Below are 19412 nucleotides of genomic sequence, written 5' to 3'. Positions count from 1 at the left end.
ATGCTCCTCTGCTATGGTCTGTTGTTGTAGCGCTCGCGCAGGCGCTCCATCTCGCGCTGGAGGGCATCGAGCCCTCTTGCGATGTCGCGCCCCATGCCCTCGACAGCCCCGGTATTGGCCGGCACGTCCGGGCAATCCAGGGTTCCGTCGCGGCGATGCCTGGGCGAGATGCCACCCTGAGGGGTGAGCAGATAGGCGCAGCCCGTATCCTCGTCCCGCCAGACCACCGGCTGCTCGAGAGCGGCTATCGGGCAAACCTGCAGCACCAGGAAAACCATGCCCGCCCCGAGGGCAGACTTGTTCATGGCCAAGCCTCCAGCCTTTCACTGAACTTTTAGGGAAAGCCGGTGTAATCGCCCATGTTCCTTGCAAACCGTCCGCTACCCTCCGTCAATTTGACTTCCCGCCGGGATTGGAGGACATCAGCCGGTTTGATGAACCCGCGCTCAGGGGATGACCCTTCGGCGCGAAAGCCCACCCCTCCGGAGTGATTGATGGACGGTTCTGTCCCCCAGCAACGGATGCTTCTGCGCCGCTTCTCCGTGGCCCAGTTGACGAGCACCATCGAGCGGAGCCATGCCCGGCTCTGCGCCGTTCTTGTGCTGCTCTCGCTCGTCTGCTTCCTGCCGGGCTTCGTGTCGCTTCAGCCGATGGACCGGGATGAGCCGCGCTATGCGCAAGCTTCGAAACAGATGCTGGAGACGGGAGATTTCGTCGACATCCGGTTCCAGGACGAGGCTCGGCACAAGAAGCCCGTCGGCATCTACTGGATGCAGAGCGCCAGCGTCGCCATCGGCCAAGCCCTCGGTGTGCCGGAGGCGCGAACCACCGTCGCGCTTTACCGTATCCCTTCGCTGCTCGGAGCCTTGGCTACCGTTCTTCTGGCCTATTGGGCCGCCTTGGCTTTCTTCGGGAGGCGAGGGGCCTTCCTGACCGCCGCCCTGATGGCGACCTGCGTCATCCTCATGGTCGAGGCGCGACTTGCGAAAACCGATGCCATGCTCGCTGCCTGCTCGGTTGCCGTGATGGGAGGCCTTGCCCGCGCCTATCTCAGCCGAGGCGCCGGCGTTCTGCCCCGGCGGGCTCTGCTGATCTTCTGGACCGGCTTTGCCCTGGGTGTTCTGATCAAGGGGCCCTTGATCCTGATGTTTGCGGGCCTTGCGGCTGCCGTTCTGTCCTATAAGGAGCGTTCCGCCCGCTGGCTTCTCACCTTGAGGCCATGGCTCGGGATCGCCTTTACCCTAGCGGTCGTGCTGCCCTGGTTCGTCGCCATCGCGATCAAGAGCGGTGGGGCCTTCTTCGCCGCGTCGGTCGGTCAGGATATGCTGGGGAAGGTCGGGACGGCGCAGAAGTACCACTGGGCACCGCCCGGCTTCTATCTGGTATCATTCTTCGCCACCTTCTGGCCTGGGGCGATCCTGGCTGCCATCGCCGTGCCTTTCGCATGGATCCACCGCCGCGAGGAACCGGTGGCCTTTGCGCTCGCCTGGATCGTGCCGTCCTGGATCGTATTCGAGATCGTGCCGACGAAGTTGCCGCACTATACGCTGCCGCTTCTGCCTGCGGTGGCGATCGTGACCGTCATGGCAATCTCCCGGCATTTTGTCGGGCCTCATCGGCCGGCGGCGAAACCGGCCTCCGTTCTCATCCCGTTCATTCCCGTGGGGCTCACCATCGGCCTCTCGGCCGTCGGTTGGTCTTTTGACGGAGCCCTGCCCTACAGGGCACTGCCAGTCCTCGTAGCCTCATCGCTTCTCGCCCTCTGGGCCTGGTGGCTTTTCCTGAAGAACCGGATGGTCCCGAGCCTCTGGGCCAGTTTCATTTCGGCCGCCTGCCTCTCCGTTGGCGTCTTCGGCTTCGCTCAGCTCGACCTGCGATCCCTCAAGCTGTCGGATCGGCTCGCCGAGGTGGCGCGCAACGTGCCTTGCGAAAACCCGCAGGTCGCGAGCCTCGGCTATCGGGAGCCCAGCCTGGTGTTTCTCACCGGAACCGGGCTCGATATGATTGATTCGGGCGTCCAGGCGTCGGACTTCCTGCGAAAGGGCGGGTGTCGGGTCGTGTTCGTGGAAAAGCGGCACGAGGGCGAGTTCAGGGCGCAGAACGAGCGCTTTGGGCAGCAGCCGGTCCTCTCGGCCCGCATCCAAGGATTCAACATCAACAGCGGGCGACGGCTCGAAATAGCAGCTTATGCAACCGGCTTCTGAAGCTTGGATCGCATTTTCAAGAGGTGGCCGGAAATGGCCCTGGACGGATGACTGACCTTTTTACCGGCCCGCGTATCAGCGTCGTGGTGCCCGTCAAGAACGAGGCGCTCAACATTCTCCCCCTGGTGGAGGAGATTGAGCAGGCCTGCGCCTCCTTGTCCCCCTTCGAGGTGGTTTATGTGGATGACGGCTCCACTGACGCGACGGTGGAGCAGGTTCTGGCCGCCCGCGCGACCCGGCCGTGGCTGCGCCTTGTCCGCCATGAGGCGAGCTGTGGCCAGAGCGCTGCCGTGCGCACCGGGGTTCTTGCGGCCCAAGCCCCCCTCATCGTCACCCTGGATGGCGATGGGCAGAACGATCCTGCCTTTATTCCTCAGCTGGTGGCGGCCCTCGACGATCCGGCGACGGCTCTTGCTGCCGGCCAGCGGGTGGGGCGCAAGGACGGTACCTATAAGAAGTGGCAATCCCGCATCGCCAACGGAGTCCGCGGCCGGATCCTGAACGACGGAACGCGGGACACGGGCTGCGGCTTGAAGGCCTTCCGCCGGGAGGTTTATCTGCGCCTGCCCTACTTCGATGCTCTGCACCGCTTCATGCCGGCCCTGGTCAAGCGTGAGGGCTACAGGATCGCCCATGTGGACGTGGTCGACCGGCCTCGCCATGCGGGACGGTCCAATTATGGTATGTTCGACCGGCTTTGGGTCGGCATCCTTGATTTAGCCGGAGTCTGGTGGTTGATCCGGCGCCGCCGTCGCGTGCCCACTGCTCAGGAAATCGTCTGATGTTGATGCGTCTCTCTCACGACCTAGGACTCTATTTCTACGATCTGGTCGTGGCCCGATTCGATCTGTGGGCCGCTTTCGGCGTTCTGGCCCAGCTTGTCTTCGGCGCCCGCTTCATCGTGCAGTGGATTGCCAGCGAGAAGGCGGAAAAGAGCGTCATTCCCGTGGGCTTCTGGCTGCTGTCGATCTCCGGCGGGCTGATGACGCTGGTCTATGGCTTCGCCCGCAGCGATATCGTCATTATCGTGGGCCAGGCCTTCTCGATCTTCATCTATGTTCGCAACCTGATGCTGATCGCAAAAGAATCGAAGAAGAAAGCCGGGGTCGACGTCATGTCCGGAACCGAGGTCGAGGCTTCGGCAGGGTAAGGCACTGCCGAAGCCCGTGGAGCCCTCAGGCTGCCCTGGCATCCGTCGCCTTGAGCCGCGCGAATCCGGCATCGAGGTCTCGCTTCAGGTCATCCAGGTCTTCCAATCCGATATGGAACCGCAGGGCATGACCGCCGGGCTCCCACCGGGTTGCCGTCCGGTAGGTTGCGCAGTCGAAGGGGATGACAAGGCTTTCGAATCCGCCCCAGGAATAGCCCATGCCAAAGAGTGCCAGTCCATCGAGCATGGCGGCCAAGGCCTCGTCGGAGCAGGGCTTCAGGATGATCGAGAACAGGCCGGACGAGCCCTTGAAGTCACGCTTCCAGATCTCGTGGCCGGGATAGGACTCCAAGGCAGGGTGCAGGACCTCCGCCACCTCTAGGCGTCCGGCGAGCCATTGGGCCATGTCGAGCGCCTGCTTTTCATGCTCCCGCAGGCGGAGGGCCATGGTGCGCAGGCCCCTCAAGCCCAGGAACACATCCTCCGGACCCGGGCACATGGCGAAGGAATCGTATGCATCCCGTAGCGCCTTGAAGCAGCGCTCGTTCGCCGAGACCATGCCGAGGAGCAGGTCCGACCCGCCGCTGAGATATTTGGTGCCGGCTTCGATGGCGATGTCCACGCCGCGCTCATGGGGCGGGAAGAGCAGGGGGGTCGCCCAGGTGTTGTCCATGAGAACCACGGCCCCATGCCGGTGCGCCACCTCGGCAATGGCGGGGATATCCTGCATCTCGAACGACTGGGAGCCCGGCGCTTCCGTGAAGACCGCCGCAGTGTTCGGGCGCATAAGGGCTTCGATTCCGGGGCCTATCTTCGGGTCGTAATAGGTTGTTTCCACACCAAATTTCTTGAGGACGCCGTTACAGAAATGCCGTGTGGGAAGGTAGACCGAATCCGTGACCAGAAGGTGGTCGCCGGCCTTCAGGCAGGACATGAGCGCAACCGTGACCGCTGCCAGCCCAGATGGGGCAAGAACGGTCCCGGCCGCGCCGGCCAGTTCGGTCCAGGCGATTTCAAGGGAATTCGTGGTGGGAGTCCCTTTGGTTCCATAGGAATACCGCCCACGCCTGTGCAGCAGGTCATCGGTGGTAGGATACAGGACGGTGGAGCCGCGATAGATCGGCGTATTCACGAATCCGTGCTGCTCGAATGGCTCCCGTCCGGCATGAACGAGGCGGGTGCGTTCTGAGACATCTGTTGGTTTTGGGGGGAGTTTTGACATCGCTTCAAGGGCTTGCTGCGGGGGCTGCGATCTGAAACCGGGCAGCCTTTGACGTCAAGTCAGGCACGAATTGCCTTCCATCAAGACTTGACCAGTGATCAATCATAGAATGTGATGGATCCCGATGCCGTCTCGACCGAGGCGGCGCGGAACGGTCTAATCAGGCTCGGTTGGGGGATGATATCAAAATCTGCCGGGCCAAGTAGAACTATTGGGAGAACAACCAGCATGAAAAAGGCTCTCGTAACGATTGCCTTCGGTCTGACGGCCAGCCTCTTCGCAACGGCCGCCTCGGCCCAGGCGACGCTCAACAGCGTCAAGCAGAAGGGCTTCCTCACCTGCGGCTCGAACACGGGTCTCGCCGGCTTCGGCCAGCCGGACGCTCAGGGCAACTGGACCGGCCTCGACGTCGATCTGTGCCGCGCCATCGCAGCCGCCATCTTCGACGACCCGACCAAGGTGCGCTTCATCCCGCTCGCCGCCAAGGACCGCTTCACGGCTCTCCAGTCGGGCGAGGTGGATGTCCTGTCCCGCAACTCGACCAAGACCATGTCGCGCGATACGCAACTCGGTCTCGACTTCCCGGCCATCAACTACTTCGACGGCCAGGGCTTCATGGTCCGCAAGAAGCTCGGCGTTGCCTCCGCCAAGGAGCTGAACGGCGCCTCGATCTGCACCCAGCAGGGCACGACGACCGAGCTGAACCTCGCCGACTACTTCCGTGCCAACAACATGAAGTATGAAGTGGTGGCCTTCGCGACCTCGGACGAGACGTTCAAGGCTTACGATGCCGGCCGCTGCGACGCCTTCACGACGGACGCCTCGGGCCTCTACGCCGAGCGCCTGCGCGCCTCGGCTCCGGACGATCATATCGTTCTGCCGGAGATCATCTCCAAGGAGCCCCTTGGCCCGGCAGTCCGCCACGGCGACAACCAGTGGGGCGATATCGTCCGCTGGACCCATAACGCCATGCTGAACGCTGAGGAGCTTGGCGTCACGAAGGCCAATGTCGACCAGATGAAGACCTCCGAGAACCCGGAGATCAAGCGTCTGCTCGGCACCGAGGGCAAGTTCGGCGAGGCCGTCGGCCTGACCAACGACTGGGCTGTCCGGGTCATCAAGCACGTGGGCAACTACGGCGAGTCCTTCGAGAAGAACGTCGGCGAAGGCTCGCGCCTGAAGATCAAGCGCGGCCAGAACGCGCTTTGGACGAAGGGCGGCCTCCAGTACGGCATCCCGGTCCGCTAAGCAGATCGACAAAGAGGCGCCCGGATCTTCCGGGCGCCTTTCAAGAACAAGAATGCCGCCGGTTCATGTAAGCCCCATACGGCCATGAACACGGGAGGACGGCCCGGTAAAAGTCAGCCGTCAGAGGATGAACTCAGTGCAGACCGTTGTCAGTCAGACATCGCCCCCCAAGAAATCGTTTTTGTACGATCCGAAGGTTCGTGGAGTTTTCTATCAGGTCGTTCTCGTTGCAGCGGTCATCTTCCTTTTCTATGTGGCTGCAACGAACGCCATCGAGAACCTGCAGCGCGCAAAGATCGCCTCCGGTTTCGGCTTTCTCAACAATACCGCCGGTTTCGACGTCAGCCAGGCCCTGATACCGTTCAGCGCGGCCGGTTCGACCTATGGCGACGCCTTCATCGTGGGCCTTCTGAACACGCTGATCGTTTCCGCGATCGGCATCTTCTTCACGACCATCCTGGGCTTTGTCATCGGCATCGCGCGACTGTCCAAGAACTGGGTGGTCGCCAAGGTTGCCATGGTCTACGTCGAGGTCCTGCGCAACATTCCGCTGCTGGTGCAGCTGCTGTTCTGGTACATCGCCGTTCTGGGATCCCTGCCGCAGCCCCGCAATTCCCTTGAGATGGGCGCCGGGTTCTACCTGAATGCCCGCGGGCTCTTCATGGCTCGCCCCATCTACGCGTCCAACATGTGGATCCTCGTCGCCGCGCTCTTGATCGGACTGGTCGGCACGTTCCTCTACCGCCGCTGGGCCAAGCAGCAGCAGGAGCAGACCGGCCGGCAATATCCCGTCGGTAAGGTGACCCTGGGGCTCGTCCTTGGCCTGCCGCTCCTCACCTGGGTCGTTCTTGCCCTGGCAGGCGTCAACCCAATCAGCTTCGAGCTGCCGCGCAAGGGCACCTTCAATCTCACGGGCGGCATGCAGATCCTGCCGGAATTCGTGGCGCTCCTTCTGGGACTCGTCACCTATACGGCCGCCTTCATCGCCGAGGTGGTCCGTGCCGGTATTTTGGCCGTGTCGAAAGGCCAGACGGAGGCTGCGGGCTCCCTCGGCCTCAAGCCGGGCCAGACCCTGCGTCTCGTGGTGATCCCCCAGGCCATGCGCGTCATCGTTCCGCCGCTGACGAGCCAATACCTGAACCTGACCAAAAACTCCTCCCTGGCGGTGGCCATCGGCTACCCCGATCTCGTGCAGGTGTTCATGGGCACGGTTCTGAACCAGACCGGCCAGGCCATCGAAGTCGTCGTCATCACCATGGGCGTTTATCTGACGATCAGCCTCATCACGTCGTTCATCATGAACATCTACAATCGCCGCGTGGCGATCGTCGAACGGTAGGAGATTCCATGAGCACCGCCGTCGACATGCCCCATTTCGTCCGCGCCAAGCAGGTGGAGGCGCTGCCCCCGCCCAACCTGGCTCGCGGTCCGATCGCCTGGATCCGGGAGAACCTCTTTTCCGGACCCTTCAATACGCTGCTGACGCTCGTCGTTCTCTATCTGCTCTATGTCAGCGTTCCGCCGCTCCTGAGGTTCCTCGTCATTGATGCGGTCTGGACCGGCACCGACCGCGCTGCCTGCCGCGCCGACACGGGCGGCAGCGAGAGCGGCGCCTGCTGGGCCTTCATCTGGGACAAGATCAACTATTTCATCTACGGCTCCTACACGATCTCCGAGCGCTGGCGGGTGAACATCTTCTTCATTCTGCTCGGCATCGGGGTCGTATGGCTCCTGTGGCTCAGAGCGCCGCGCCGGGATCTGGGCGCGGTCTATTTCTTCTGGCTGTTCCCAGTCTTCTCCTATGTTCTTCTGACGGGAGGGAACGAGAGTTTCAGCGCCCGCTTTTGGCTCGGCTTCGCAATCTTCGGCTCCCTGGTCATGGCTCTGTTCGCCTTCGTGGCGGCGGTGCTGAAAACCGCACTCCGTCCGGCGCTGATCCTCGGCGGCGGCATCGTTGCCTTCGTCGGCCTGACCCTGGCTGTGGTCGATTTCGACTTCGGGCTGACGCATGTGCCCACATCCTTGTGGGGCGGCATTCTCGTCACCCTGCTGGTGGCGACGGTGGGCATCGTGGTTTCGCTTCCTTTCGGAATCGTACTGGCTCTCGGGCGGCGCTCGAAGCTTCCCATCGTGCGCATGGCCTCCGTGATCTTCATCGAGTTTGTCCGCGGCGTGCCGCTGATCACGGTGCTGATCATGGCCAACACTATGCTGCCGCTCTTCCTCCCGGGAGACATGACGGTGGACCGCCTGCTGCGGCCTCTCATCGGCACAGCGCTCTTCGCCTCTGCCTACATGGCCGAGGTGGTGCGTGGTGGCCTCCAGGCCATGCCGAAGGGCCAGTATGAAGGCGCGATGTCCCTAGGCCTGAACTATCCGCAAATGATGACCCTCATTGTCCTGCCCCAGGCTCTGAGGATCGTCATTCCAGGCATCGTGAACACCTTCATCGGGCTTTTCAAGGATACGTCGCTTGTAGCGATCGTCGGCATTTTCGATCTTGTGAAAACAATCGAAGCCTCGCGCATCGACCCTAACTGGGCAGCGCCGACGATTGGCATCACAGGCTATGCCTTCGCAGCTCTCTTTTATTTCGTGTTTTGCTTCGGCATGTCGCGCTACTCTCTTGGGGTCGAGCGGCGCCTTGCGTCAGGTCAGAATCGGTAAACATCCATGGCGACCACAATGTCATCTCAACAGATCCGCTCCGTCGATATCGACCCTAAAGCCGAGTCCGCCGTGCAAATGATCGACGTACATAAATGGTACGGCGAGTTCCACGTACTGAGGGACATCAACCTGAATGTGCGCCGTGGCGAGCGCATCGTGATCTGCGGCCCCTCAGGCTCAGGCAAATCCACAATGATCCGCTGCATCAACCGGTTGGAAGAGCACCAGAAGGGCCGCATCATCGTCGACGGCGTCGAGCTGCTGGACGATCTCAAGCGCATCGACGAGGTGCGCCGCGATGTCGGCATGGTGTTCCAGCACTTCAACCTCTTCCCTCATCTCACGATCCTCGAGAACTGCACGCTCGCCCCGATCTGGGTGAAGAAGATGCCCCGGAAGGAGGCCGAAGAGGTTGCCATGCACTACTTGACCCGGGTCAAGATCCCGGAGCAGGCGAACAAGTACCCAGGTCAGCTCTCGGGCGGCCAGCAGCAGCGCGTGGCGATTGCCCGCTCCCTTTGCATGAGCCCGAAGATCATGCTGTTCGACGAGCCGACCTCGGCCCTCGACCCGGAAATGGTCAAGGAAGTGCTCGATACCATGGTCGGCTTGGCAGACGAGGGCATGACCATGCTCTGCGTGACCCACGAGATGGGCTTCGCCCGTCAGGTGGCTGACCGGGTGATCTTCATGGATTATGGGCAGATTGTGGAGATGAACACGCCGGACGAGTTCTTCAAGAACCCGCAGCACGAGCGCACCAGGCTCTTCTTGTCTCAGATCCTGCACTGATCGAGCCCCACCCTATGCAAAAGGCCCCGACAAAGTTCGGGGCCTTTTTCGTTTCCGGCTATTCCTGGGTGTGACGGCTCAAGATTTCTTCGCAGGTCCCGTCTCGATGGGCAGATCGTCCTGCGCACCCCATTCAGCCCAGGATCCGTCGTATATTGCCTTGATCGGATGACCCACGGTCTCAAGGGCGAGGCCAAGAATCGCGGCCGATACGCCCGACCCGCAACTGGTGATCATCGGTCGGCTGGGGTCGATGCCCGAAGCGGCGAGGGCCTGCTCGATTCCTGCCTTGTCCTTCAGGCGCCCGTTCTCGACAATCTGGCCGAAGGGGAGGTTGAGGCTTCCCGGGATGTGGCCTGCCCGCAGACCCGGACGGGGTTCGGGCGCCTCACCCCTGAAACGCTCGGCAGGCCGCGCGTCGACCACCTGCGCCGCCCCCGACCGCAGCGCCTCCTGGACGGCTGAGGCATCCGCCACGACGGATGGATTGAAGGTAGGGTTGAAGGTTCGAGGAGCGCGCGGCTTCTCAGGGCCCGTCTCGACCGGTCTTCCTTCCGCCTTCCAGGCCGGAAAGCCACCCTCCAGCAGTGACACGTTGCGCGCGCCGAACACCTGAAAGGTCCAGCGGACGCGTGGCGCCGAAAAGAGCCCGGCACCGTCATAGACCACGATGGTCATATCTTCGCTGATCCCCATTGCTCCCGCAGCCTTCGCGAACTCTTCCGACGAGGGAAGCATGTGAGGCAGGGAGGACGACACATCCTTGACCGTATCGATGTCGAACCGCACGGCGCCGGGGATGTGTCCGGTAAGATACTCGGCTTGGGGATCGCGGTTCTGGGTTGGCAGATACCATGAGCCGTCCACGACCACGAGATTCGGATCGTTCAGTCTCTCCTGCAGCCAAGCGGTCGAAACGAAAGGCTGAGACATCGTAATCTCCTGATGAGGCGCTAATTCAGCTTAGTCCGCGAGCGACATGCGGACACGCCGGTTCTGTTTACCCTTCTTCTCGATGTCGGTGACCACGACCGTGCCGATCTCGCCTGTGCGGCGCACATGGGTGCCGCCGCAGGGCTGCAGGTCGATTCCCTCGATCTCGACCAAGCGAACACGACCGGATCCGCGGGGAGGCTTCACCGACATGGTCTTCACGAGACCGGGATTGGCGTCGAGCTCCTCGTCCGTGATCCAGCGTTCAGTCACCGGCGCGTCGCGTCCGATGAGGGCATTCAGTTTTTCCGTTATTTCCGCCTTGTCGAGACCCGCATCCGGAATGTCGAAGTCGAGCCGCCCGTCGCCGTCGCCGATAGCACCGCCCGTGACGGGGTAGGGCAGGACGACGCTTAGAAGATGAAGGGCTGTGTGGACGCGCATGCGCTTGAAGCGCTTGGCCCAATCGAGCTGCAGCTCGACAGTCTCACCCGTTTCGAACCGGGCTGCCGCCTCAGCCCTGACCTGGTGCGCCACCTGGGAGCGATCCGCTCCATAGACGGTGTTCGTCACCTCAACTGTTTCGCCGTTTGCCCGCAGAATCGCTCCCGAGTCCCCGGGCTGACCGCCACCCTGGGCATAGAAGATCGTGCGGTCGAGAATTACGCCGCCCTCTGGAGTGACCGCGATAACTTTCGCCTGACAGGAGGCAGCATAGGCGTCGTCGCGGAAAAGAAGCGTGGTGGCGGTCATGATCATCTCAGAAGTGGGGCAGGGGATTCCTGCCATTGCAAAACGAGCGCCGATGCTGACCGCAAGCGGCTTGGTCGGTCAAGGCATCTGCTTCAAAGGATGTCGCGAGGCAGCGTCCGGCAGCGATATATGAAAGGCTTCAAGCCTGTATACCCGAGTCGTGCGGTCGGCGGCCGCGGTCGACCTCCTGTCGGATCCTATCGAATCCTGGAAGCATAGAACCTGCGACCCTGTTGCGGCAGGCTATGGAGCAGGAAAGATAGGCTGCGAGGCAGCGATCATCGCAAGAACGGATAGGGCCGGAGGGGGTGAGCCGTTGCTCATCAGCGAAAATACAGCCACGCTTCAAACCTGCGATGGCAAGCATTAAGCCGATTGTCATGGATAAGAGGTTAGGGAAAGGTTGGCTCCGGCGGTAGGATTCGAACCTACGACCAACGGATTAACAGTCCGCTGCGCTACCGCTGCGCCACGCCGGAATAAGCCATACCTTTCAAGGAGGCTTTTGCCTCCTGAACGCCGCGGCAGCCCTGAAGGGCGGTTCCGCTGGCGAGGTGGGAGGCATATAGCATGGGTTTTGGCGGTTGCAAGTGCCTTATTGGCGCACGAGAGTTTAAAAGGGGCTGTTGCTCTTTGGGGGGACGCTTGCTATGGAGCAGCCGTCGCGTTCGCGACACGCCCCGGATGGCCTCGTGGCGGAGTGGTTACGCAGAGGACTGCAAATCCTTGCACCCCGGTTCGATTCCGGGCGAGGCCTCCAACAAATTTCTGAAGGCAATGTCCATGATCGATTTCACGCAAGCGCGCCGGATTATGGTTGATGGCCAGCTGCGCACTTTCGACGTGAACGATCTGCCTCTTCTGGACGCCATGGACACGGTTCCCAGGGAGCTCTTTGTCCTCCCCGGCCGTGAAGACCTTGCCTATATGGATCAGGACATTCTCGTGAGCGACGGCTCCGAGCGCCGCTTCATGCTTTCGCCGATGATCTTGGGCCGCATGATTCAGGCACTTGGCATCGACGCAGGGGAGAAGGTGCTCGACGTAGCCTGTGGCCGCGGATATGCCTCGGCTGTGTTTCACCGGCTCGGCGCCCAAGTGACCGCCCTCGAAGCGGACGAGGCTCTGGCTGCAACAGCGAAGCAGAGTCTTGCTGCGGCCGGCGCCGGCGCGGTTGCCGTCGTCACGGGTGCTCTTGACCAGGGCTTTCCTGGGAACGCCCCCTATGATGCAATTCTGATCAACGGTGCCGTCGAGGTTCGCCCCGAAGGCCTCCTTCAGCAGCTGGCCGAGGGCGGCCGTCTCGTCTGCGTGAAGGGCCGGGGACGGGCTGCGCGGGCGACGCTCTATGTTCGCTCGGGCGATGCGATCGGTGAGCGCAGCCTGTTCGAGGCTGCGGCCCCTCTGCTCGGCCCGTTCGTCCAGGTTCCTGGATTCACGTTCTAATTCCTTCTAAATCCTTAATTTCTCAGGTTAATGGTGTCGCTTTTTTGCGCCACTCCCGCGCTAAAATCGTTTTGGTTGCAGCGCGTTGTTGCCGACTCCGCTCCCATAGGTATTGTTGCGCTTTGAGTCGTGATGGTTTCTGAAGTTGGCGTCGATGACGGTATGCCGTTTTGGATCGCTAGGCAGGTGCGCGTGAACGAGAAGCATTCCAAGAAGAAGTTTCATCTGCTCTTTGGGGCGATGACCTCGGTGTTCGTGCTGTTGGCTCCTGGCGGGGTTTCGGCCGAGACCTTGGAAAGCGCTCTGGCTCGCGCCTACGGCAACAATCCGGATCTGAACGCCCAGCGCGCCGGGGTTCGCGTCGTCGACGAAGACGTCGCCCGGGCCAAGTCAGGGTACCGTCCGACGATTACCGGAAACGCCGATATCGGCAGGACCTATTCGGAAACCCCCCGAACCTTGTTCGGCGGTGGAGGCAGCCGCCTGACTCCTCGCGGCTTCGGCGTGGAAATCAATCAGTCGATCTTCGATGGGTACCGGACCAGCAACAGCGTCCGGGCTGCTGAATCCAGCGTTCTCGGCTCTCGGGAGCAGCTGAACAGCACCGAGCAGAGCATCCTGCTCGATGCTGCAACCGCCTATATGGACGTCCTTCGCGACACGGCCATTCTCGACCTGCAGCGCAACAATGTCGAGGTGATCGACGAGCAGCTCCGCCAAACGCAAGACCGCTTCAATGTCGGCGAGGTGACCCGTACCGACGTCGCCCAGGCGGAGGCCCGCATTGCCGCTGCCAGGTCCGAGGCCAGCCTTGCCGAGGCTACCCTGCGCAACAGCATCGCGGTCTACCGCCAGGTCGTCGGCGTGGAGCCGCAGCAGCTGGCGCCTGGGCGCCCGCTGGACCGCCTGACGCCCCGCAACGTCGCTGCGGCTCTCAAGATTGCTCTGAATGAGCATCCGGCCATCAAGGCCCGTCAGCACGCCGTCGACACCGCCGAACTGCAGGTGAAGGTCGCGCAAGGCGCATTGGCGCCGCAGTTGGGCGTGGCCGGTTCCGTGGACCAGCGTTATGACCGGCAATCGGAGGGGGACAGGGCCTTCTCGGCTTCCGTTGTCGCTCGCCTGACAGTGCCGATCTACGAAGGCGGTGAGGTCTATGCGGCAACCCGCCAGGCCAAGGAGACGGCCGGCCAGCGCCGCCTCGAGGCCGATTCCGTGCGCGATCAGGTTCGCGCTGCGGTAAGCTCGTCTTGGGGTCGCTTGGAAGCCGCTCGCGCTCAGATCCAGGCGGCTCAGGCGCAGATCGACGCCGCCGAAACCGCCCTCAGCGGTGTGCGCGAAGAGGCCCGGGTCGGGCAGCGCACGACCCTGGATGTTCTGAATGCCCAGCAGGAACTGCTCAACGCCCGTGTGAACCTCATTACGGCTCAGCGTGATCGGGTGGTTGCCTCCTACAGCCTCGTCAACGCCATGGGGCGCCTCAACTCGCGGGCTCTTGGCCTCGCCGTCAATCACTACAGTCCGAAGATTCATTACGATCAGGTCAAAGACCAATGGATCGGTCTGACGACGCCTGACGGTCGTTGATAAGTTTCGGGGCCAGAGCTTTTTAGTTCTGGCCCCGCTTGTTTTCTGTCATTCTACGTAAAATACTTTACGAACATTCATAAGAATGTGATTCTTAGCGTCTTTGATTTGGGCACTGCTATGGGTTCGGCGAGTTTGAAGGCCAATGAGCCATCGATGGAAGACATTTTAGCTTCCATCCGGCGTATCATCGCTGACGATCAGGAGACGCTCCAGCCGCCAGAGCCAGAGGTTCCGCCCCCATCGCCTTTGAGGAATGTGCTCGACCTCGCAGAGCTTCATGTCTCCCCGCTGCTCAGCCAGAAGCCTCTCTCGCAGCTTGGCAGTGCGTGGGATCGGAATGAACTTCCTGAGGAGACCTCACTGGGGAGCGACCTCGCAGCCGATATCCTGAGAAGCCACAGGGCAGAGCGGCCGGATCCGGTGCCTGCCATGGCGGACGAGACGGGCGAAGCTCTTCTGTCGACCGAGGCGAGCGCCTCAGTCACGCAAGCTTTCGAGCAGCTGGGAGCATCCCTGCGGCCAAGCCAGCCGTTGACCGTTGAGGATCTCATGCGGGAGATGCTGCGGCCCATGCTGAAGGCATGGCTCGACGACAATCTTCCTTCCCTCGTCGAGCGTCTCGTCCGGGCTGAAATCGAGCGTGTGGCCCGCTGCCGAGGCTAAGATTGCCGCACCTCGGTTGACTTCGACCGATCCGTCCGGTTTGTAGCCGTCTTGCTTGCGCGTTGTTCGCGCCAACAGGCCGGTACTGATCATGATGGACAAAACGTTCGATCCTTCTGCTGTCGAAGCACGCATTTCCAACCGCTGGGAAGAGGCGGAGGCCTTCAAGGCCGGTCGCGAGGATCGCAAGGACGCGGTACCCTACACCATCGTCATCCCCCCGCCGAACGTGACCGGCTCGCTCCACATGGGGCACGCCCTCAACAACACGATCCAGGACATCCTCTGCCGCTTCGAGCGCATGCGGGGCAAGGATGTGCTGTGGCAGCCGGGCATGGACCATGCCGGCATTGCCACCCAGATGGTGGTGGAGCGCAAGCTCGCCGAGCGCCAGATCCAGCGCCGCGACCTCGGGCGCGAGGAGTTCGTCAGCCGCGTCTGGGAGTGGAAGGAAGAGTCTGGCGGCAAGATTAAGAGCCAGCTCCAGCGCCTCGGCGCCTCCTGCGACTGGTCGCGCGAGCGCTTCACCATGGACGAGGGCCTGTCCCAAGCCGTGCTCAAGGTGTTCGTGGATCTCTACAAGCAGGGCCTGATCTACAAGGACAAGCGTCTCGTAAACTGGGACCCCAAGTTCCAGACGGCGATTTCAGACCTCGAAGTCATGCAGGTCGAGGTAAAGGGCAACCTCTGGCACATCCGCTATGCCATCGAGGGGAGTCCCGACCGCTCGATCACGGTCGCAACCACCCGACCCGAGACGATGCTGGGCGATGTGGCCGTGGCCGTTCATCCGGAGGATGAGCGCTACAAGGACCTGATCGGCAAATTCGCGGTTCTGCCCCTGGTTGGCCGCCGCATCCCCATTGTGGCCGACGAGTATTCCGATCCCGAAAAGGGTACCGGCGCGGTGAAGATCACACCTGCGCACGACTTCAACGATTTCGACGTCGGCCGGCGGCACAAGCTGGCTGTGATCAACATCTTCGGCACGGAGGCGCAGCTTGCGCTCGCCGGTAACGATGCTTTCCTCGAAGGTCTTGAACAGACGGACGATCTCAAGGCCGTGCTCGCCCTCGATGGTCTCGACCGCTTCGAGGCCCGCAAGCGCATCGTCGCGATGCTGGAGGAGCTCGAGATCCTCGTCCAGATCGAGCCGCATGCTCACACAGTTCCCCACGGCGACCGTTCGAACGTGGTCATCGAGCCTTACCTCACGGACCAGTGGTACGTGAATGTGAAGCCGCTCGCCGATCGTGCGCTCGACGTCGTGCGCAAGGGCCAGACCAAGTTCGTGCCCGAGAATTGGGAGAAGACCTACTTCCAATGGCTCGAAAACATCGAGCCCTGGTGCGTCTCGCGCCAGCTCTGGTGGGGGCACCAGATCCCGGCCTGGTACGACGACCAGGGCAATGTCTTCGTGACCATGAACGAGGACGAGGCCAAGGCCGAGGCGCGTGCCAAGCACGGACGCGACGTGCCTCTCAAGCGCGACGAGGACGTGCTCGACACCTGGTTCTCCTCGGCGCTGTGGCCCTTCTCGACGTTGGGCTGGCCCGACGATGCTCCGGAGCTGAAGCGCTACTATCCGACCAATACTCTGGTGACGGGCTTCGACATCATCTTCTTCTGGGTCGCTCGGATGATGATGATGGGTCTGCACTTCATGGACGAGGTGCCCTTCGACACGGTTTACATCCACGCCCTCGTCCGTGACGAGAAGGGCGCAAAGATGTCGAAATCGAAAGGCAACGTCATCGACCCTCTCGACGTGGTCGATCAGTACGGCGCCGATGCCCTGCGCATGACACTCACCTCCATGGCGGCGCAGGGGCGCGACATCAAGCTCTCCGTCCAGCGGGTGGAGAACTACCGCAACTTTGCGACCAAGATCTGGAACGCGGCACGCTTCGCCGAGATGAACGAGTGCAGGCGCGTCGAGGGCTTCGACCCTACGGCCGTGAAAGAGACGCTCAACAAGTGGGCGCTCAGCGAATGCGCGAAGGCGATCAACGACGTCGCTGCAGGCATCCAGGCCTATAAGTTCAACGAGGCGGCAGGCGCAGCCTACCGTTTCGTGTGGAACGTGTTCTGCGACTGGACGCTGGAACTCGCCAAGCCTGTCATCCAGGGCCCCGATTCCGCCGCCAAGGATGAAACCCGCGCTACCATCGCGTTCATCCTCGACGAAATCTGCAAGCTGCTGCACCCGATCATGCCCTTCCTCACGGAAGAGCTGTGGGCGATCAAGGGCGAGGATGGCCCGAAGCGCGAGATGATCCTGGCGCTCACCCCCTGGTCAAACCTCGACCATCTGATCGACCAGCAGGCCGAAGCCGAGATCGGCTGGGTGGTGGACCTCGTGAACGAAATCCGCTCCGCAAGGTCGGAGACGAACGTGCCTGCGGGCGCCCAGATCCCGCTTGCCCTCGTCGCATCGTCCGCCGACGTTCAGGCCCGCGCGGGACGCTGGGGCGATATCGTGAAGCGCCTCGCGCGCATCTCCGACATCTCCTTCGCGGAGGCGGCTCCGAAAAGCTCGATCCAGCTCCTCATCCGTGGCGAAACGGCGGCCTTGCCGCTGGAGGGCGTAATCGACCTCGACGCCGAGCGCGCGCGACTTGCCAAGGAGATCCAGAAGCTCGATGCGGAGGTGGCTAAGATCGACGCGAAGCTCGGGAACGCGGACTTCATCAAGCGCGCGCCGGAAGAGGTGGTCGAGGAGCAGCGCGAGCGGCGCGACGAGGCCCTGACGCGCAGGGCAAAGATGGAAGAGGCGCTCGGGCGATTGAAGGACGCGTGAGACATCAAGGGCCGCTTTTTAGCGGCCCTTTTCTTTTGCGGGCTTTCTGTCCCTAGGGGCGTGCCAGATGCAGGATCGGGAAGGGCCGTCCGGAATCGTCGAGTTCCGAGCGGCCCACCTGATGGAAACCGAGCTTCCTGTAGAAAGCACAAGCCCCTTCATTCTGCTCGTTCACGTCAACCGTCAGGCCATCTGAGTGCGAAGCCGCATGATCGACCAATGCTCGCCCGACGCCCTGGCCGTGATGAGCCGGATCGATGAACAGCGCATCGATCTTGGAGCCTGTCATTCCTAGGAAGCCTCTCGGCTGATCATCAGCCCCTACTGCGACGTGGAAAGAGCAGGATGGCAGGTACGTGTCGCGAACCTGCTCCGCATAGAAGGCGATGTCCTGTTCGGTCAGAAAAGTATGTGTCGCCCGAACGGCTGCATGCCAGATGTCGAACAAAATGGGCAGGTCGGATGGGCTCGAGAATCGGATCGTAGTCATCAAACCCGATATAGGGGAACGATGAGGGAGCTGCACCCTGTCATGGGTGAGGGACTAGCCCCCACCCGTGACGAAATCCATAAGCAGCTTCACGTTCAGCACCACGATGACCACGGCAATCACCCCGGCAATGGCCGTAAGCCAACGGGGTGTAACAAGCGCGCCCATCTTGTCCTTGGAGGCCGTCATGGTCACCAGCGGGATGATCGCGAAGGGGAGCTGAAGGCTCAGGATCACCTGGCTCAGGATCAGGAGTTTCGCCGTGCCGCTCTCGCCGTAGGCGATGGTCACGGCGGCAGCGGGCACGATGGCGATGCCGCGGGTGATGAGGCGGCGCATCCAAGGCGCCATCTTGAAGTTGATGAAGCCCTCCATGACGATCTGTCCCGCCATGGTGGCGGTCACCGTTGAGTTCAGGCCGCAGCAGAGGAGGGACAGACCGAAGAGGGTGGGCGCGATGGCGCTGCCCAGCAGCGGCTCGAGCAGTGTGTGAGCCTCGCCGATCTCGGCGATTTCCGTGCGCCCGGTGTGGTGGAAGGCGGCGGCTGCCAGGATGAGCAGGGACGCGTTGATGGTGAGCGCGAACATCAGTGCGATGGTTGAATCGAGCGTGGCAAAACGCAGCGCCTCGCGCCGCTCCGGCAGCGTATTGCCATAGGCGCGGGTCTGCACGATGCCCGAGTGCAGGTAGAGGTTATGCGGCATCACCGTTGCGCCCAAGATGCCAAGCGCGAGGTAGAGCATGTCCGGGTTGGTGACGATCTCCGTCGTCGGTGCAAAGCCGGTGATGACGCCGGACCAATCCGGATCGGCCATGGCGATCTGGATGCCGAAGCAGACGGCGATCACGCCGAGCAGGGTGATGATGAAGGCTTCGACCCACCGGAAGCCAAGATTCTGCAGGTAGAGGATGAGGAAGACGTCCAGCGCCGTGATGATGACGCCGATCTCCAGCGGGATGCCGAACAGCAGGTTCAGACCGATGGCCGTACCGATGACCTCCGCAAGGTCGGTTGCGCAAATTGCGAGTTCGGCCAGGAGCCATAAGCCCCAGGCGACGGGCCTCGGATAAGCATCCCGGCAAGCCTGGGCGAGATCGCGGCCGGTGGCCACCGCAAGGCGTGCGCACAGGGACTGCAGGATGATCGCCATGATGTTGGAGATCAGCGCCACCGAGAGCAGGGCGTAGCCGTATTTCGAGCCGCCGGCGAGCGACGTCGCCCAGTTGCCAGGGTCCATATAGCCCACAGCCACCAGATAGCCCGGTCCCATGAAGGCCGCGGCCCGCCGCCAGACTGAGCCCTGCCGCACGGCAATCGAGCGGTTGACCTCCGGTAAAGAGGGCAGGTCCCGTGAATGCCGCCAGGCGGCCTTTTGGACGAGGGAGACAGGAGCCGATTGATCCATGACACTTTCTGCAGTTGCAAATTATTTGCAATAAGAGGCTAGCG

General features: G+C 62.2%; 17 protein-coding genes and 2 tRNA genes. 12 read left to right on the top strand and 7 right to left on the bottom strand.

Annotation, left to right across the window (positions count from 1 at the left end):
• Nucleotides 1-11: 11 nt before the first annotated feature.
• On the bottom strand, nucleotides 12-305 hold the full coding sequence (locus JKG68_RS00955; protein WP_202055211.1) for a hypothetical protein: 294 nt from the start codon (nucleotides 303-305) through the stop codon (nucleotides 12-14).
• Nucleotides 306-494: 189 nt separating this feature from the next.
• On the opposite strand from JKG68_RS00955, the gene JKG68_RS00950 reads away from it, so the two are divergent.
• Genes JKG68_RS00950 through JKG68_RS00940 form a run of 3 tightly spaced genes read left to right on the top strand, consistent with a single transcriptional unit; the run spans nucleotide 495 to nucleotide 3354 of the window.
• Nucleotides 495-2204: an ArnT family glycosyltransferase gene (locus tag JKG68_RS00950; protein ID WP_202055210.1), complete on the top strand. Its 1710-nt coding sequence runs from the start codon at nucleotides 495-497 to the stop codon at nucleotides 2202-2204.
• Between the two features lie 47 nt (nucleotides 2205-2251).
• Entirely contained in the window at nucleotides 2252-2986 is a 735-nt protein-coding gene (locus JKG68_RS00945) for a glycosyltransferase family 2 protein (protein ID WP_202055209.1), read from the top strand.
• On the top strand, nucleotides 2986-3354 hold the full coding sequence (locus tag JKG68_RS00940; RefSeq protein WP_202055208.1) for a lipid-A-disaccharide synthase N-terminal domain-containing protein: 369 nt from the start codon (nucleotides 2986-2988) through the stop codon (nucleotides 3352-3354). Before JKG68_RS00945 ends, JKG68_RS00940 begins: the two co-directional genes overlap by 1 nt.
• A gap of 25 nt (nucleotides 3355-3379) precedes the next feature.
• On the opposite strand, the gene metC is transcribed toward JKG68_RS00940, so the two are convergent.
• A complete protein-coding gene (gene metC, locus JKG68_RS00935; protein WP_202055207.1) occupies nucleotides 3380-4576 on the bottom strand; it encodes a cystathionine beta-lyase in 1197 nt (398 codons plus the stop codon).
• Nucleotides 4577-4804: 228 nt separating this feature from the next.
• Between metC and JKG68_RS00930 the strand changes: the two genes are divergently transcribed.
• The 4 genes from JKG68_RS00930 (at nucleotide 4805) to JKG68_RS00915 (ending at nucleotide 9286) form a co-directional block, all read left to right on the top strand.
• Nucleotides 4805-5824 (top strand): amino acid ABC transporter substrate-binding protein, encoded by a 1020-nt coding sequence (locus JKG68_RS00930; RefSeq protein WP_202055206.1) that lies wholly within the window; start codon nucleotides 4805-4807, stop codon nucleotides 5822-5824.
• Between the two features lie 127 nt (nucleotides 5825-5951).
• A complete protein-coding gene (locus tag JKG68_RS00925) occupies nucleotides 5952-7163 on the top strand; it encodes an amino acid ABC transporter permease (RefSeq protein WP_202055205.1) in 1212 nt (403 codons plus the stop codon).
• Nucleotides 7164-7171: 8 nt separating this feature from the next.
• Nucleotides 7172-8491 carry an amino acid ABC transporter permease gene (locus JKG68_RS00920; RefSeq protein ID WP_202055204.1) on the top strand — a complete coding sequence of 440 codons (1320 nt, stop codon included), beginning with the start codon at nucleotides 7172-7174 and terminating at the stop codon, nucleotides 8489-8491.
• A 78-nt stretch (nucleotides 8492-8569) separates the two neighbouring features.
• A complete protein-coding gene (locus JKG68_RS00915) occupies nucleotides 8570-9286 on the top strand; it encodes an amino acid ABC transporter ATP-binding protein (RefSeq protein ID WP_376773103.1) in 717 nt (238 codons plus the stop codon).
• Between the two features lie 78 nt (nucleotides 9287-9364).
• Here the strand turns inward: JKG68_RS00915 and sseA are convergent, their stop codons facing one another.
• From sseA to JKG68_RS00900, 3 genes are all read right to left on the bottom strand, one after another.
• The gene (sseA, locus tag JKG68_RS00910) at nucleotides 9365-10219 is read right to left on the bottom strand and encodes a 3-mercaptopyruvate sulfurtransferase (protein ID WP_202055202.1); all 855 of its coding nucleotides are present in this window, start codon (nucleotides 10217-10219) and stop codon (nucleotides 9365-9367) included.
• 30 nt (nucleotides 10220-10249) lie between these two features.
• A complete protein-coding gene (locus JKG68_RS00905; RefSeq protein WP_202055201.1) occupies nucleotides 10250-10972 on the bottom strand; it encodes an alanyl-tRNA editing protein in 723 nt (240 codons plus the stop codon).
• 404 nt (nucleotides 10973-11376) lie between these two features.
• Nucleotides 11377-11451, bottom strand: a tRNA-Asn gene (locus JKG68_RS00900).
• Nucleotides 11452-11658: 207 nt separating this feature from the next.
• Here JKG68_RS00900 and JKG68_RS00895 point away from each other — a divergent pair.
• From JKG68_RS00895 to JKG68_RS00875, 5 genes are all read left to right on the top strand, one after another.
• A tRNA-Cys gene (locus JKG68_RS00895) sits at nucleotides 11659-11732 on the top strand.
• A gap of 23 nt (nucleotides 11733-11755) precedes the next feature.
• Nucleotides 11756-12418: a protein-L-isoaspartate O-methyltransferase family protein gene (locus JKG68_RS00890; RefSeq protein WP_202055200.1), complete on the top strand. Its 663-nt coding sequence runs from the start codon at nucleotides 11756-11758 to the stop codon at nucleotides 12416-12418.
• Between the two features lie 132 nt (nucleotides 12419-12550).
• Nucleotides 12551-14005, top strand: a complete 1455-nt coding sequence (locus tag JKG68_RS00885; RefSeq protein WP_376773095.1) for a TolC family outer membrane protein — start codon at nucleotides 12551-12553, stop codon at nucleotides 14003-14005.
• 120 nt (nucleotides 14006-14125) lie between these two features.
• Nucleotides 14126-14671, top strand: coding sequence for a PopZ family protein (locus tag JKG68_RS00880; RefSeq protein WP_376773094.1), 546 nt, complete (start codon nucleotides 14126-14128; stop codon nucleotides 14669-14671).
• Nucleotides 14672-14762: 91 nt separating this feature from the next.
• On the top strand, nucleotides 14763-17471 hold the full coding sequence (locus JKG68_RS00875; RefSeq protein ID WP_202055198.1) for a valine--tRNA ligase: 2709 nt from the start codon (nucleotides 14763-14765) through the stop codon (nucleotides 17469-17471).
• A gap of 52 nt (nucleotides 17472-17523) precedes the next feature.
• Here the strand turns inward: JKG68_RS00875 and JKG68_RS00870 are convergent, their stop codons facing one another.
• Nucleotides 17524-17961, bottom strand: coding sequence for an acetyltransferase (locus JKG68_RS00870; RefSeq protein ID WP_202055197.1), 438 nt, complete (start codon nucleotides 17959-17961; stop codon nucleotides 17524-17526).
• A gap of 54 nt (nucleotides 17962-18015) precedes the next feature.
• On the bottom strand, nucleotides 18016-19368 hold the full coding sequence (locus tag JKG68_RS00865; RefSeq protein ID WP_202055196.1) for an Nramp family divalent metal transporter: 1353 nt from the start codon (nucleotides 19366-19368) through the stop codon (nucleotides 18016-18018).
• Nucleotides 19369-19412: the final 44 nt, after the last annotated feature.

The organism is Microvirga aerilata (assembly GCF_016743775.1).
Taxonomy (GTDB): Bacteria; Pseudomonadota; Alphaproteobacteria; order Rhizobiales; family Beijerinckiaceae; genus Microvirga; species Microvirga aerilata.
This window is presented reverse-complemented; position numbering and strand designations above follow the sequence as displayed.